The following is a 14,790-nucleotide window of genomic DNA, read 5'->3' as shown; positions in this document are numbered from 1 at the left end:
TCGCGAACGCTCCCGGTTCTCCGTGTATGTTCCGGGGCCGTAGAGCCACGGAAGGGACTCACCCGGTGAACAAGAAGCTCATGGCCGTGACGACCGGTGCGGCGACTTTGACGCTGGCGCTCGCGGGGTGCAGCAGCAGCTCGAACGACAAGGTCGACGCGTACGCCAAGTCGGTCTGCGACCAGGTGCAGCCGCAGCTGAAGAAGATTCAGGACGCCAGCAACTCCATCGCGTCGGTCTCCAGCGGCGACCACAAGCCAGAGGACGTGAAGAACACCGACTCCACGGCGTTCGGGCAGATTTCCGGCGCCTACAAGGCGCTGGCCGACGCGGTGAACAAGGCGGGCGCACCGCCCGTCAACAACGGAGCGACGCTGCAGCAGAACGCGGTCAAGCAGCTGAACGACACGGCGGGCTCGTACGACAACCTCAAGAAGGCGGTCGACGGCCTGAACACCAGCGACCAGGGGAAGTTCGCGGACGGCCTCAAGAGTGTCGTCGGCCAGCTCACCAACGTCGGCAGGAGCGGCGACGACGCGCTGAACAAGTTGCAGTCCGGCGATGTCGGCAAGGCGATGGCCAAGCAGCCCGGCTGCCAGAAGCCGTCCCCGGCGAACCCGCAGTCGCCGTCCGGCGCGGCGGGCAACCCCGGCGCCTCCCAGCCGCCGTCGGCCCAACCGTCGGGCGGCTCGTCCGCCCGCCCGTCCGCGAGCGACTCGGCGAAGCCGTCCGCGAAGCCCTCGGGCTCGGCCTCCCCGTCGCCGTCCAAGTCGAGCTGAGGGCCGAGCGCGGCCTGACCTCGGCCCGGCCGGGTGACCCGATCAGGGGGCGCCCGGCCGGGCCCGAGTCCGGGAGAATGACCCCGTGAGCCAGAACAGCCCGAGCACCATCAGCGTCCCCGGCCTTCCCACCGCGGACCCCGACCGCACCGCGCGGCTGCGCGACGCGCTGCGCGCCGCCGACTTCACCGCCGACGGGTGCCTGGACCTGCTGGGCGCCACGGCGTACGCGGCGCTCTCCCGCAGCGAGACCGTTCCGGCACTGCGCGCCACCCGCGGCGGCAGCCCGTTGGAGACCCTGATCCGGCTGTTCCTGTTGCAGCGCCCGGCCACCAGGGACCAGGCCCGCGCGGCGCTTCCGCTGGACGACGCCCTCGCCGACGGCTGGCTGCGCGCCGGGGACGGCGACACCGTGTGGGCCACCGTGGACGTACGGCCGTTCGCGGGTGTGGCGGCGGCGCCCGGCGCCCGCGACGAGGGCGATGCCGGGCGACGGGCGGGCGAGTCAGGCGAGGACTGGTGGATCGTCTCCGACCTCGGCTGCGCGGTGGGTGGCGCCGCGGGCGCGGCGGCGGCGCGCGGCGCCACCGACGAGGGCGGCGCGGGCGGAATGTCCACGGCCAGCCGGTCCGAGCTGGTGCTGGGTGTCGGTGGCGCCTCCACCACGCTCGCCGGCATCACCATCCGCAACCCCGTCTCCCGCGTCCTGGACCTGGGCACCGGATCCGGTGTCCAGGCGCTGCACGCCTCCCCGCACGCCTCCCAGGTCACCGCGACCGACGTCAACCCGCGCGCCCTGCAGTTCGCCCGGCTCACCCTCGCGCTGTCCGGGGTGCGCGAGGCGGACCTGCGGCAGGGCAGCCTGTTCGAACCGGTGGGTGACGAGCGGTTCGATCTGATCGTCTCCAACCCGCCGTTCGTGATCTCCCCCGGCGAGCGCTTCGTCTACCGCGACGGCGGGATGGCGGGCGACGACCTGTGCCGCACCCTGGTGCACCAGGCGGCCGACCACCTCACCGAGGGCGGCTACTGCCAGCTGCTCGCCAACTGGGAGCACGTGGACGGCGAGGACTGGCGGGAGCGCGTCACCTCCTGGGTGCCGTCCGGCTGTGACGCGTGGATCGTCCAGCGTGAGGTGCAGGATCCGGCGCAGTACGCGGAACTGTGGCTGCGCGACGGCGGCGACCACCGTTCCGATCCGGCCAGCTACGCGGCCCGGTACGACGAATGGCTGGAAGAATTCGAACGCCGCCGGGTCAAGGGCATCGGATTCGGGTGGATCACGCTGCGGAACTCCGGTTCCGCTATGCCGTCCGTCACAGCGGAGGAGTGGCCGCACCCGGTGGAGCAGCCGCTGGGGCCGGAGATCGGGAAGTGGTTCGAACGCCAGGACTTCCTGCGCGCCCACGACGACGCGGCGCTGCTCGCTGCCCGCTTCCGGCTGGCCGACGAGGTGGTGCAGGAGCAGGTCGGACTGCCCGGCTCGGAGGACCCCGAGCATGTTGTGCTCCGCTCGAACCGGGGTATGCGTCGGGCGACCAAGGTGGACACGGTCGGCGCCGGTTTCGCCGGGGTCTGTGACGGGACGCTGACCGCCGGTCGCATTCTGGACGCGATCGCGCAGCTGCTCGGCGAGGACCCGGTCGTGCTCCGCGACCGCACCCCGGCCGCCATCCGCCTCCTCGTTGAACAGGGATTTATCGAACCGGTGGACTGACCGGGGCGGCGCGGTGGCACGGCCGGAAGGTAACCGGCCGGGTGGGCCGTGGGGCAGAAAGCCCGACTGTCGGGTTACCGTTCGAGTGGCGTTGCGGACTTTTCCCGTTTGACACGGGGGGCTGGGTTACGGTCACACTCCGCAGCGTCACCCTTTCGATCCGGAGAGAGAGCCCAAGTTGTCCCCGACCACCGACACCACGCAGGGCGGCCACCGCCTAGTCATCGTCGAGTCGCCCGCCAAGGCGAAGACGATCAAGGGCTACCTCGGTCCCGGCTACGTGGTTGAGGCGAGCGTGGGGCACATTCGCGACCTGCCGAACGGCGCCGCCGAGGTGCCCGACAAGTACACCGGCGAGGTCCGCCGCCTCGGTGTCGACGTCGAGCACGACTTCCAGCCGATCTACGTCGTGAACAGCGACAAGAAGAGCCAGGTCAAGAAGCTCAAGGAACTCCTCGCCGAGGCCGACGAACTCCTGCTGGCCACCGATGAGGACCGCGAGGGCGAGGCCATCGCCTGGCACCTCCAGGAGGTCCTCAAGCCCAAGGTTCCGGTGCGCCGGATGGTCTTCCACGAGATCACCAAGCACGCGATCCAGGAGGCGGTGGCCAACCCGCGCGAGCTGAACCAGCGCCTGGTCGACGCCCAGGAGACCCGCCGCATCCTCGACCGGCTGTACGGCTACGAGGTCTCCCCGGTGCTGTGGAAGAAGGTCATGCCGCGGCTTTCGGCGGGCCGGGTGCAGTCGGTCGCCACCCGTCTGGTGGTCGAGCGCGAGCGGGAGCGGATCGCCTTCAGCTCCGCCGAGTACTGGGACCTCACCGGCACCTTCGGCACCGGCCGCGGCGGCGACCAGACCGACCCCGGCACCTTCGGCGCCCGGCTGACCAGCGTGGACGGCCGAAGAGTCGCCCAGGGCCGCGACTTCGGCCCGAACGGCAGGCTCAAGCCCGGCGCCGACGTGCTCCACCTGGACGAGGCAGGCGCCCGGTCACTCGCCGCCGGGCTGGCGGACAGCCGGTTCTCCGTGCGGTCCGTCGAGTCCAAGCCGTACCGCCGGTCCCCGTACGCCCCGTTCCGCACCACCACGCTGCAGCAGGAAGCCAGCCGGAAGCTGGGCATGGGCGCCAAGGTGACCATGCAGGTGGCGCAGAAGCTGTACGAGAACGGCTTCATCACCTACATGCGAACCGACTCCACCACGCTGTCGGACACCGCGATCGCCGCCGCCCGCTCCCAGGTCACCGAGCTGTACGGCGCCGACTACCTGCCGGACAAGCCGCGCACCTACGCCTCCAAGGTCAAGAACGCCCAGGAGGCGCACGAGGCGATCCGCCCCTCCGGCGACCGCTTCCGCACCCCCGCCGAGACCAGGCTGACCGGCGACCAGTTCCGGCTGTACGAGCTGATCTGGATGCGCACCGTCGCCTCCCAGATGAAGGACGCGGTCGGCCAGTCGGTCACCGTCAAGGTGGGCGGCCGGTCGTCCGACGGCCGGGACGCCGAGTTCTCCGCCTCCGGCAAGATCATCACGTTCCACGGCTTCATGAAGGCCTACGTCGAGGGCGCCGACGACCCCAACGCCGAGCTGGACGACCGTGAGCGCCGGCTGCCGCAGGTCGCCGAAGGCGACCCGCTGACCGCCGAGGGGATCGAGGCCGACGGGCACGCCACCAAGCCCCCGGCCCGCTACACCGAGGCGTCGCTGGTCAAGGAGCTGGAAGACCGCGAGATCGGCCGCCCGTCCACCTACGCGTCGATCATCGGCACCATCCTGGACCGCGGCTACGTCTTCAAGAAGGGCACCGCCCTCGTCCCGTCGTTCCTGAGCTTCGCCGTGGTCGGCCTGCTGGAGAAGCACTTCGGCCGACTGGTCGACTACGACTTCACCGCCAAGATGGAGGACGACCTCGACCGCATCGCCCGCGGCGAGGCCCAGGCCGTGCCGTGGCTGAGGCGCTTCTACTTCGGCGAGGGCACCGCGGGCGGCGCCGCCGACGCGGGCAACGGCGACGGCGACCACCTCGGCGGCCTGAAGGAGCTCGTCACCGACCTCGGCGCGATCGACGCCCGTGAGGTCTCGTCCTTCCCGGTCGGCGACGGCATCGTGCTGCGCGTCGGCCGGTACGGCCCCTACGTCGAGCGGGGCGCGAAGGGCGAGGAGGGCAGCCAGCGCGCCGACGTGCCCGCCGACCTGCCGCCGGACGAGCTGACCGTCGAGTACGCCGAACAGCTGCTGGCCAAGCCCAGCGGCGAGTTCGAGCTGGGCACCGACCCGCAGACCGGCCGGATGATCGTGGCCAAGGACGGCCGCTACGGGCCGTACGTCACCGAGGTGCTGCCCGAGGACACCCCGAAGACCGGCAAGAACGCGGTGAAGCCGCGCACCGCCTCGCTGTTCAAGTCGATGTCGCTGGACACCGTGACGCTTGAGGACGCGCTGAAGCTGATGTCGCTGCCGCGCGTCGTGGGCACCGACCCGGAGTCCGGCACCGAGATCACCGCGCAGAACGGCCGCTATGGCCCGTACCTGAAGAAGGGCACCGACTCGCGCTCGCTGGAGAGCGAGGAGCAGCTCTTCACCATCACCCTGGACGAGGCGCTGGCCATCTACGCGCAGCCCAAGCAGCGTGGCCGCGCCGCCGCCAAGCCGCCGCTGAAGGAACTGGGCACCGACCCGACCAGCGGACGCCCGGTCGTGGTCAAGGACGGCCGGTTCGGCCCCTACGTCACCGACGGCGAGACCAACGCGACGCTGCGCCGCGAGGACGACGTGGAGACGATCACGCCGGACCGCGGTTTCGAGCTGCTCGCGGAGAAGCGCGCCAAGGGACCGGCGAAGAAGACCGCCAAGAAGGCTCCGGCGAAGAAGGCCGCCGCCAAGAAGACGGCGGCCAAGAAGACGACCACCGCGAAGAAGACCACGGCGGCCAAGAAGACCACCGCCAAGAAGACGACCACCAAGAAGGCCGCCGCCAAGACCACCGCGGCGAAGAAGGCGGCCGTCGCGGAGCAGCCCGAGTAACCGGGCCGATTTGATCGGCGGATGATCGTTCCGTCACGACTCGGCAACCGCCCCGGACGACCTCTCGGCCGGGGCGGTTCGCGCGGGGCCCCTGCGGTTAGGCTGGCAGGATGACGCGTGCCGAGCAGCCAACGGGCGAGGCCCACGGTTCCACCGACTTCACGGAAGCACTCGCCGCGGACTCCCGCGAGCGTGCCGTGTCCTCGCTGTTGCGTATTCCGACCCTGCGAAAGCTGTGGACCGCCCAGTTCACCGGCGCGGTCGGCGACCGACTCGGACTGCTGGTGCTGCTGGTGCTGGCGGTCCAGGCGGCCGACGAGGCGCAGAGCTTCGGCGGCGGCTACCGCGCGGTGGCCTTCGCGCTGTCCGCCGTCTTCGGGCTGCGGCTGCTGTCCACCCTCGTCTTCGGCGCGGTGCTGCTCGGACCGCTGTCGGCGCTCACCGCGCCCTCCGGGGTGCTGGACCGCCGCTGGACGATGATCGGCGCGGACGGGGTACGGCTCGCGCTGTTCGTCGTCGCCCCGCTGTGGGTGGAGTGGCTGCCGAACAGCGCGCTGGCCTGGCTGCTGGTGACGGTCTTCGTCACCGGGGTCGCGGAGCGCTTCTGGAAGGTCGCCAAGGACGGCGCCGCCCCGGCGCTGCTGCCCGCCCCACCGGCCGACGGCGGCGCGGTGCGGCCCGCCCCCGACCACCTCGACGCGCTGCGCCGGTTGAACCTGCGCACCGGATTCGTCGCGCTGCCGGTCGCCGCGGCCGGCCTGGTCGTCGTCACGCTCGTCAACAACGTGCTGGCGGTCGGCGTCGAATGGTTCTCCCTGCACCCCGTCGCGCTCTCCTCGTACGTCGCGGCCGGGCTGTTCGCCGCGTCCATCGCGGTGCTGTACTTCCTCGAACTGCCGGGCACCAGCACGCCCCGGCCGCGTTCGCCGCTGGAGGGCCTGCGGCTGCCCAAGGGGCCCGCGGGCCAGGAGCGCGGCCGTACCGGCGCGCTGCCCACCCTCGTGCTGGCCTGCGGCGCGGTCGCCGGGGCCGTAGCGGCGGCGGTGTCGCTCACCGTGCTGCACGCCGCCGACCTCGACGGCGGACCGGTCGAGTTCGGGCTGCTGGTGCTGGCGCTCACCGCGGCGCCGGTACTAGGCGTACGCACCGCGACCCGGGTGCTGCCCGGCCTCTCCCGGCGCCGACTGCTCGGCCTGGCCATCGCGGTCTGCGGCATCGCGCTGCTGCTCGTCGGACTGGTGCCGGACGCCACCACGGTGCTGCTGCTCGCGCTGCTCGCGGGCTACGCGGCCGGGGTCGCCGCCAACACCGGCCACGCGCTGATCGACCAGGAGGCCGAGGAGCCGCGCCGGGCCCGCACCACCGAGCACCTGCACGCGGTGGTACGGGTCGCGGTGGGCGCCGCCGCGGTCGTCGCACCGCTGGTCGCGGGCGCGATCGGGCCGCACCGGGTGGTCACCGGGCACTTCACCTTCGACCACGGCGGTGCGGCGTACACCCTCATGCTGGTGGGCGCGCTGCTGCTGCCGGTGGCCGCGCTGGTGCTGGGCAAGCTCGACGACCGGCAGGGCGTGTCGCTCCGGCGCGACCTGCGGGAGGCGCTGCGGGGCGGTGAGCCGGAGCAGACGTCGGGCGCCAGCGGCTTCTTCCTGGTGGTCGAGGGCGGCGACGGCGCGGGCAAGTCCACCCAGGTGGAGGCGCTCGCCGAGTGGATCCGAGGCAAGGGCCACGAGGTCGTGATCACCCGCGAGCCCGGCGCCACCGCCATCGGCAAGCGACTGCGGTCGATCCTGCTGGACGTCTCCAGCACCGGCATCTCGCACCGTGCCGAGGCCCTGCTGTACGCCGCGGACCGCGCCGAGCACGTCGACACCGTCGTCCGCCCGGCACTGGAGCGCGGCGGAGTCGTGATCTCCGACCGGTACATCGACTCCTCGGTGGCCTACCAGGGCGCTGGGCGCGACCTGTCGCCGACCGAGATCGCCCGGATCTCCCGGTGGGCCACCAACGGGCTGGTGCCGCATCTGACGGTGCTGCTGGACGTCTCGCCGGAGACCGCGCGGGAACGGTTCACGGAGGCGCCGGACCGGCTGGAGTCCGAGCCCGTGGAGTTCCACGAGCGGGTGCGCAAGGGCTTCCTGACGCTGGCCGCGGCCGACCCGTCGCGGTACCTGGTGGTCGACGCCGGCCAGGAACCGGAGGCGGTGACGCGGATCATCCGGCACCGGCTCGACCAGCTGCTGCCGCTGTCCGAGCAGGAGATCGAGGCCCGCGCGGAGGCCGAGCGCAAGGCGGCGGAAGAGGCCCGCAAGCGGGCCGAGGAGGAGGCCGCCCGCAAGGCCGAGGAGGAGCGCCAGGAGCGCGAACGCCAGGAGCAGCTCGCCCGGCTGCGTGCCGAGGAGGAGGAGCGCAAGCGCCTCGCCGAGGAGCAGCGCCGCCGCGAGGAGGCCGAGCGCCAGGCCGAGGAGGCCCGCAAGCGGGCCGAGGAGGAGGCCGCCCGCAAGGAGGCCGAGCGCCAGGCGGAGGAGGCCCGCAAGCGGGCCGAGGAGCGCGCCCAGGCCGAGGAGCAGGAGCGGCTGCGCCGTCAGAAGGCCGAGCAGGACCGGCTGCGCGCCGAAGCGGAGGAGCGCCGTCTGGAGAGGCAGCGCCAGGCCGAGGAGGCCCTGCTGCGCGCGGAGCAGGCCCGACAGGCCGCGGAGGCGGCGGCCGCCGCCGAGCAGACGGTCGAGACCCCGACGGTGGCCGAGCCGAACGACACCACGCAGACGGTGGAGACCCCGCGCGCCACCCCGCCGGAGGCGGAGAACACCCGCACCGTCGAGGTCCCCCGCCCGGCGGACGCCGAGGAGACGGCGGTACTGCCGCCGGTACGGCCTTCGGAGGCCGAGGAGACGGCGGTACTGCCCCCGGTGCGCCCCGATTCCGCGCAGGACGAGACCGCGGTGCTGCCTCCGGTACGCCCCGAGGCGAACCCCGCGGACCGCGTTCCGCCGTGGCTTTTCCGCGACGAGGAGCGCACCCGCGAACTCCCCCAGGTGGACCCCCAGCCCCGCAAGCGCCCTCGCCCCAGCTGGGCAGAGGAGACCCCGCTGGACGACCTGCCCACGCTGGCCGACGAACTGCTGAGCCCGCGCGACGAGGACTCCGACGACCGACGGGGCCGCGGCAAGAGGTAGGCCGCCTCCGGCGGCGCTCCATCGGTGCGCGTGTGGGGCCGGGGCTTGGGACGCGCGGCCCCGGAGAAGGGTCTGTGGCGCGTCCCCCGGCCCCTGGGATGCCCCCTGCCAGCGGGGTGCCCGGACCGCGGCCCCACCGGAGAGGCGGCCCCGCCGGTCCCACGGAAAGGCGCCCAACCGGAAAGGCGCCCCACCGGAAGGCGGCCCTCCGGAAGGCGGCGCCACCCGGAAAGAGGCCTCACCGGAAAGGGGCGCGGGCGGATGGCAGGAGCCCCTGTCAGACCCATCCCCCAGAATGAGACCCACGCACCACAGGGAAAGGCACCCCCATGGCAGTCTGGGACGACCTGATCGGCCAGGACCCCGTCGTAGCGCAGCTCACCGCCGCCGCGCGCGACGCCGACGCGCTGGTCACCGCTGCCGAGACCGCCACGGGCACCACGGGTGCCGTGCCCGCACCGCGTGCGTCATCCAAGATGACGCACGCCTGGCTGTTCACCGGCCCCCCCGGCTCGGGCCGTGCCACCGCCGCCCGCGCCTTCGCCGCCGCCCTGCAGTGCGTCAGCCCGGACCGCGCGCTCGGTGGCGCGCCCGGCTGCGGATTCTGCGACGGGTGCCACACGACCCTGGTCGGTACGCACGCCGACGTGGAGGTCGTCGCCACCGACCAGCTGTCGATCGGCGTGAAGGACACCCGCGACCTGGTGCGCCGCTCCTCCATGTCCCCGGCCAACGGCCGCTGGCAGGTGATCGTCCTGGCGGACGCCGACCGCCTGACCGAGGGCGCGGGCAACGTCCTGCTCAAGGCGGTCGAGGAGCCCGCCCCCCGCACGGTGTGGCTGCTGTGCGCACCGTCGATCGAGGACGTACTGCCGACCATCCGCTCCCGCTGCCGCCACCTGAACCTGCGCACTCCACCGGTGGACGCCGTGGCCGACGTGCTGGTGCGCCGCGACGGCATCGAGCCCCAGCTGGCCGCGAGCGTCGCCCGCGCCACCCAGGGCCACATCGACCGGGCGCGGCGGCTGGCGACCGACGAACGGGCTCGGGAGCGCAGGGCCGCCGTGCTGCGGCTGCCGCTCCAACTCGACGACATAGGCGGCTGTCTGAAGGCCGCGCAGATGCTCGTGGACTCGGCCACCGAGGACGCCAAGCAGGTCGCCGAGGAAGTCGACGCCAAGGAGACCGAGGAGCTGCGCGCCGCGCTGGGCGCCGCGGCTGGTAGCGGCGGCCGGATGCCGCGCGGCACGGCGGGCGTCATGAAGGAGCTGGCCGACCGTCAGAAGCGCCGTGCCACCCGCACCCAGCGGGACACCCTGGACCAGGCGCTGACCGACCTCGCCGGTTTCTACCGTGACGTGCTGACCGTCCAGTTGGGCACGTCGACGCCGATCGCCAACGCCGAGGTGAGCGACGCCGTCAACCGCCTGGCGGCGTCCGGCCGACCGGAGAACACCCTGCGCCGCATAGAGGCGGTACTGGCCTGCCGCGAGGCGCTGGACGGCAATGTGGCGCCGCTGCTCGCGGTGGAGGCGATGGCGATGGCGCTGCGCGCGGGCTGACCGGGGTGACCCGGGCGGCCGTCAGCGGTTGGTGCCTTCGGGTGATCCTCGGGTACCGCGCGGTTGGCGGCGCGCCGGTCGGGGGGAAGCCTTGCACGCAGCCCCGGGCCGGACGGCCCGATGTCGTCCCCCCAGGTTGGTGCGTCCGTGGTTTCTGCCCTGCTGCGTACGGCGCCGCTCGCGGCACTCGCCGTCGTGGCGGCGCTGCTCGCCCGCGCCGCCGTGCTGCGCTGGTCCGCCGAGCGCAGCGGCCGGGTCTACGAACTCCCCACCGACTACCGCCCGGTCGCGCTCCGCGCCGCCGCCGCGCTGCTGGTGCTGGTCACCGCCATCGGCTACGCGATCCAGCTGCCGCACACCGGGACCCGCCCCAGCACCGCCCAGGCCGCCGATGCCACGTCCGCCCGGCGCCCCGCCGCCGTACGCCCACTGGCGAACCGTCCCGCGCACCCGGCACCCCACCCCGTACCGCACCCGGCTCCCCAGCAGCCGCGCACCGTGGCGCATCCGGCCGACGGGACCCTCCAGGAGCTGCCGGACGGCACCCGGGTCTGGCTGCCCGCACAGTACGACCGCCCGGGCGCAGAGGAATTTCCGCTGGTCGCCGCCTATCTGCCGGATGAACGGGACGGCGGGCGGCTGTACGCCGCGCTGGCGGGCTCGATCGCCCACGGGCTGGCCGACCCAATGATCGTCGTTCAGCCGCGCGACTGCGGCACCGACCCGTCCGCAGCCCTCGACGCCGTCGCCCGCCACTACCGCACCGCCCGGGGCCGCGCCGCACGCGCGGTCCTCGGCCTCGGGGACGGCGCGCGGTGCGCGGTGCGCGCCGAACTGGCCCACCCCGAGCGGTACCGCGCGGCGGCCGGCGTCTCCGGCACCTACGAGAGCGCGGGCATCGCGGTCCCGCGCGGGAGGCCCGGGCCCCGACCACGGCTGCTGCTCGCCGCCGCCGTGGACGAGTCACGTCAGCGGGCCTCCGGGCTGCGGCTGCGGACCGAGCTGCGCCGAAGCGGGGTGCGGGCCCGGTTCCTCGACGAGGTCACCCGCGATCCGGCCCTCGGCGGCGACGCCCGGCGCCATCTGCTCGCCCTGGTCTCCGGCTACCTCACCGAGGAACTGCACCCGCACGCCTACCGGCACCGGCATCCGTACCGGCACCGCCACCCGTACCAGTACCGGCATCCGTCTCGGCACCGTCTGGCGTACGGTCGCCGAAGGCACTGGCTCACCCGGATGGCGGCCCTCCGTGCCTCCTGGCCGGACACCGTCCGGCGGACCCGCTGACCACAGGTCCGGTCGAAAACCCGCACGCGCAATCACTCATAAGAACTCGCGGAAGTACGCATACCGGACCACGGTGTGGATAGGCTCGCGAAACCCGACGGGAGGACCTGTGGCACCCATGGACACCGCACGCCTGCTCCGTACCTCCACGACCGTGCTCGCCGTCGCGGGCCTGCTGCTGTCCGGTTGCTCGGCCGGAACCGGACACAGCGCCGCCGCCTCGACGCCCACCGGCACCGTCGCCGCGTCGGACACGACGTCCGCCAGCCGGGCGGCCGCCCCCCTGGCCCCGCTGCCCACCGCGGTCCCCGACGCCCTCAAGCCGTACTACGCGCAGAAGTTGGTCTGGCACGACTGCGGTTCCGCGGGCTTCCAGTGCACCACGATGAAGGCCCCGCTCGACTACGACCACCCGGTCGCCGCCGAGGACCTCGCCCTCTCCGTCACCCGCAAGAAGGCCACGGGCCCCGGCCAGCGGATCGGCTCGCTGCTGGTCAACCCAGGCGGACCCGGCGGCTCCGCGGTCGACTACGCGCAGATCGCCGCCGCCCGCTACCCGGCACCGGTGCGCGCCCGCTACGACATCGTCGGCATGGACCCGCGCGGCGTCGCCCGCAGCGAGCCCGTCGTCTGCCTGACGGACCAGCAGATGGACGCGTTCACCCAGGTCGACAACGACCCGCACAACCAGTCCGAGATCAACGCGATCAGCGCCGCCAATCAGCGCTTCGCGGACGGCTGCGAGCAGCACTCCGCGAAGCTGCTCTCGCACGTGAGCACCATCGAGGCGGCTCGCGACATGGACATCCTGCGGGCACTGCTCGGCGACGCCAAGCTCAACTACCTCGGCAAGTCCTACGGCACCATGCTCGGCGCCACCTACGCGGGCCTGTTCCCGTCCCGGGTGGGCCGACTCGTACTCGACGGCGCGATGGACCCCTCGCTGTCCGCCCTCGACGAGAGCCGCACCCAGGCCGAGGGCTTCGAGACCGCGTTCCAGGCGTTCGCCAAGGACTGCGTGCGGCACACCGGTTGCCCCTTGGGCCAGACCACCGACGCCGCGGGCCGGTACATCGTCAGGTTCCTCAGCAACCTCGACGCGCATCCGCTGCCCACCGGCCAGAGCCGTCAGCTCGGCGAGTCGCTGGGCACCTCCGGGCTGATCGAGGCGATGTACGCCAAGCAGCTGTGGCCGGTGCTGCGGGTGGCGCTGTCCGCCGCCAACCGGGGCGACGGCGGCCCGCTGCTCACCCTGTCCGACCAGTACTACGAGCGCTCCACCGACGGCTCGTACTCGAACCTGATGTACGCCAACGCCGCCGTCAACTGCCTCGACCTGCCGCCCGCCACCCGTAGCGCGGCCGATGTGCAGGCCGTGCTGCCCGCCTTCCGCAAGGCCTCACCGCACCTCGGTCCCGACTTCGCCTGGATGAGCCTGAGCTGTGCCTCCTGGCCGGTCAAGGCGACCGGGCGGCCGATGCGGATCGAGGCCAAGGGCGCCGCGCCCATCGTCGTCGTCGGCACCACCCGCGACCCGGCGACCCCGTACGAGTGGGCGCGGTCGCTCGCCGGACAGCTCTCCTCCGGGCGGCTGCTGACCTACCAGGGCGACGGGCACACGGCCTACGCCAGCGGCAGCGACTGCGTCGACACCGCCGTCAACCGCTACCTGCTGGAGGGAAGCGTTCCGCCGAGCGGCAAGACCTGCGCGTGACGGCCGTGCGCTCAGTGCGCGGCGGTCACGGTGAAGCCGCGCGGCACGAGAACGGTGGCCAGTACGGCAGCGGCGAGCACGATGCCCGCGGAGACGTACGCAGTGGTGGTGAGCGCGCTGTCGAACGCGGCCCGCGCGGTGGCCAGTACGCTCGCCCTGGCGGCCCCGCCCACCTGCCGGGCGACCTCGGCCGCGCCGCCGACCGACTGCCGCGCCGTCTCCAAGTACCGTGCGCCCAAAGGTAGTTGCCGGAACCGCCCGTGGTAGACGGCGGCGTGGATGCTGCCCAGCAGCGCCACCCCGAGTCCGCCCCCCAGCTCGTAGCAGGTCTCAGAGACGGCACCGGCCTGCCCGGCCCGCGCCGCCGGGACCGTCGAGACCAACACCGCCGCCCCGGTGGTGATCGCCAGCCCGTCCCCGAGCCCCAGCGCCACGAGGACCACGGCGACCACCGGATACGTGGTGGGCTCAGGCACCACCGCGAGCACCGCGAACCCGACGGCCAGCGCCAGCAGGCTGCCGCCCAGCAGCACCCGCACGCCCAGGTGGTGCATCAGCCACGGCGCGGACAGCGCACCGGTGAGCGTGGCGAGCGCCGCGGGCAGCGTCCGCAGCCTCGCCTGGAACGGCGGATACCCGTGCACGTACTGCAACCACAACGAGATCAGATACAGCGCCGCCCCGATCGCCAGCATCGCCATCAGCGTGGCGAGCGCCGCGGCCACGAAGGCCGGCTTGGTGAACAGCCTTACGTCCAGCAGCGGATCGGGCAGCCTCAACTGCCGCCCGGCGAACGCCGACAGGGCCAACAGGCCGAGCAGCAGGACCAGCAGATCGGCCGGAGAGGGGGAGCCCTTGGCGACGTGCTTGATGCCCCAGGCGAGGGCCACGATGCCGACTACGGAAAGGCACGCCCCCGGCCAGTCGAACCGGCCAGGATGCGGATCCTTGTACTCCGGCAGCAGCCACACTCCGGCCGCCACCGCCGCCACGACCACCGGAACGTTCACCCAGAACGCCGCCGACCACCCGTACCGCTCCACCAGCACCCCGCCCACCAGCGGCCCGATCGAGGCGCCGGCCCCCGCTACGGCCGCCCAGATCCCGATGGCCAGGGTGCGCTCCCGCGGGTCGGTGAAGATGTTCCGGATCAGCGAGAGCGTGGACGGCATCACCAGCGCCCCGCCCAGCCCCAACAGCACCCGTCCCGCGATCAGCTGCCACGAGCCGCCCGCCGTCGCGGCCACCACCGAGGCCACCCCGAACAGCCCGAACCCCGCCAGGAACAGCGCCTTGCGCCCGTACCGGTCACCCAGCGCGCCGGTGGACACCAGCAGCCCGCCGAGCACCAGCCCGTAGATGTCGATGATCCACAACTGCTGAAGCACCCCCGGCCGCAACTGGTCGATCAACGACGGCAGCGCCACGTTGAGGATCGTGGCGTCCATCGCCACCAGCAGCAGACTCGTACACAACACGGCCAACATCCCCACCGCGCCGACCCCACACCCACCTCATCTCTTTCGCTAC

Annotated in this window: 8 protein-coding genes; 7 read left to right on the top strand and 1 reads right to left on the bottom strand. The window is 73.0% G+C overall.

The features are described from left to right. The first annotated feature begins 65 nt into the window (after positions 1 to 65). The 7 genes from O5O46_RS11160 to O5O46_RS11130 all read left to right on the top strand — a co-directional run bounded on the left by O5O46_RS11160 (position 66) and on the right by O5O46_RS11130 (position 13,260). Positions 66 to 779, top strand: coding sequence for a small secreted protein (locus O5O46_RS11160; protein ID WP_269855194.1), 714 nt, complete (start codon positions 66 to 68; stop codon positions 777 to 779). A gap of 85 nt (positions 780 to 864) precedes the next feature. After that, positions 865 to 2,496, top strand: a complete 1,632-nt coding sequence (locus tag O5O46_RS11155) for a DUF7059 domain-containing protein (RefSeq protein ID WP_269855193.1) — start codon at positions 865 to 867, stop codon at positions 2,494 to 2,496. A 178-nt stretch (positions 2,497 to 2,674) separates the two neighbouring features. Beyond that, positions 2,675 to 5,521: a type I DNA topoisomerase gene (gene topA, locus O5O46_RS11150; RefSeq protein ID WP_269855192.1), complete on the top strand. Its 2,847-nt coding sequence runs from the start codon at positions 2,675 to 2,677 to the stop codon at positions 5,519 to 5,521. 110 nt (positions 5,522 to 5,631) lie between these two features. Continuing rightward, positions 5,632 to 8,697, top strand: coding sequence for a dTMP kinase (gene tmk, locus O5O46_RS11145; RefSeq protein WP_269855191.1), 3,066 nt, complete (start codon positions 5,632 to 5,634; stop codon positions 8,695 to 8,697). A gap of 329 nt (positions 8,698 to 9,026) precedes the next feature. Then, positions 9,027 to 10,259 (top strand): DNA polymerase III subunit delta', encoded by a 1,233-nt coding sequence (locus O5O46_RS11140; RefSeq protein ID WP_269855190.1) that lies wholly within the window; start codon positions 9,027 to 9,029, stop codon positions 10,257 to 10,259. Between the two features lie 147 nt (positions 10,260 to 10,406). Further along, the gene (locus O5O46_RS11135) at positions 10,407 to 11,546 is read left to right on the top strand and encodes a hypothetical protein (protein WP_269855189.1); all 1,140 of its coding nucleotides are present in this window, start codon (positions 10,407 to 10,409) and stop codon (positions 11,544 to 11,546) included. Positions 11,547 to 11,664: 118 nt separating this feature from the next. After that, on the top strand, positions 11,665 to 13,260 hold the full coding sequence (locus O5O46_RS11130; protein WP_269855188.1) for an alpha/beta hydrolase: 1,596 nt from the start codon (positions 11,665 to 11,667) through the stop codon (positions 13,258 to 13,260). 11 nt (positions 13,261 to 13,271) lie between these two features. On the opposite strand, the gene O5O46_RS11125 is transcribed toward O5O46_RS11130, so the two are convergent. After that, positions 13,272 to 14,747: an MFS transporter gene (locus O5O46_RS11125; RefSeq protein WP_269855558.1), complete on the bottom strand. Its 1,476-nt coding sequence runs from the start codon at positions 14,745 to 14,747 to the stop codon at positions 13,272 to 13,274. Positions 14,748 to 14,790: the final 43 nt, after the last annotated feature.

The organism is Streptomyces sp. RPT161 (assembly GCF_027533845.1).
Taxonomy (GTDB): Bacteria; Actinomycetota; Actinomycetes; order Streptomycetales; family Streptomycetaceae; genus Streptantibioticus_A; species Streptantibioticus_A silvisoli_A.
The sequence above is the reverse complement of the archived record's forward strand: the minus strand, read 5'-3'. Positions and strand labels throughout refer to the sequence as shown.

Bases quoted from the DNA above. Each gene is read 5' to 3' on its own strand.
- O5O46_RS11130 (WP_269855188.1), top strand. From the start codon at position 11,665: ATGGACACCGCACGCCTGCTCCGTACCTCCACGACCGTGCTCGCCGTC.
- O5O46_RS11140 (WP_269855190.1), top strand. From the start codon at position 9,027: ATGGCAGTCTGGGACGACCTGATCGGCCAGGACCCCGTCGTAGCGCAG.
- O5O46_RS11125 (WP_269855558.1), bottom strand. From the start codon at position 14,747: ATGTTGGCCGTGTTGTGTACGAGTCTGCTGCTGGTGGCGATGGACGCC.
- tmk (WP_269855191.1), top strand. From the start codon at position 5,632: ATGACGCGTGCCGAGCAGCCAACGGGCGAGGCCCACGGTTCCACCGAC.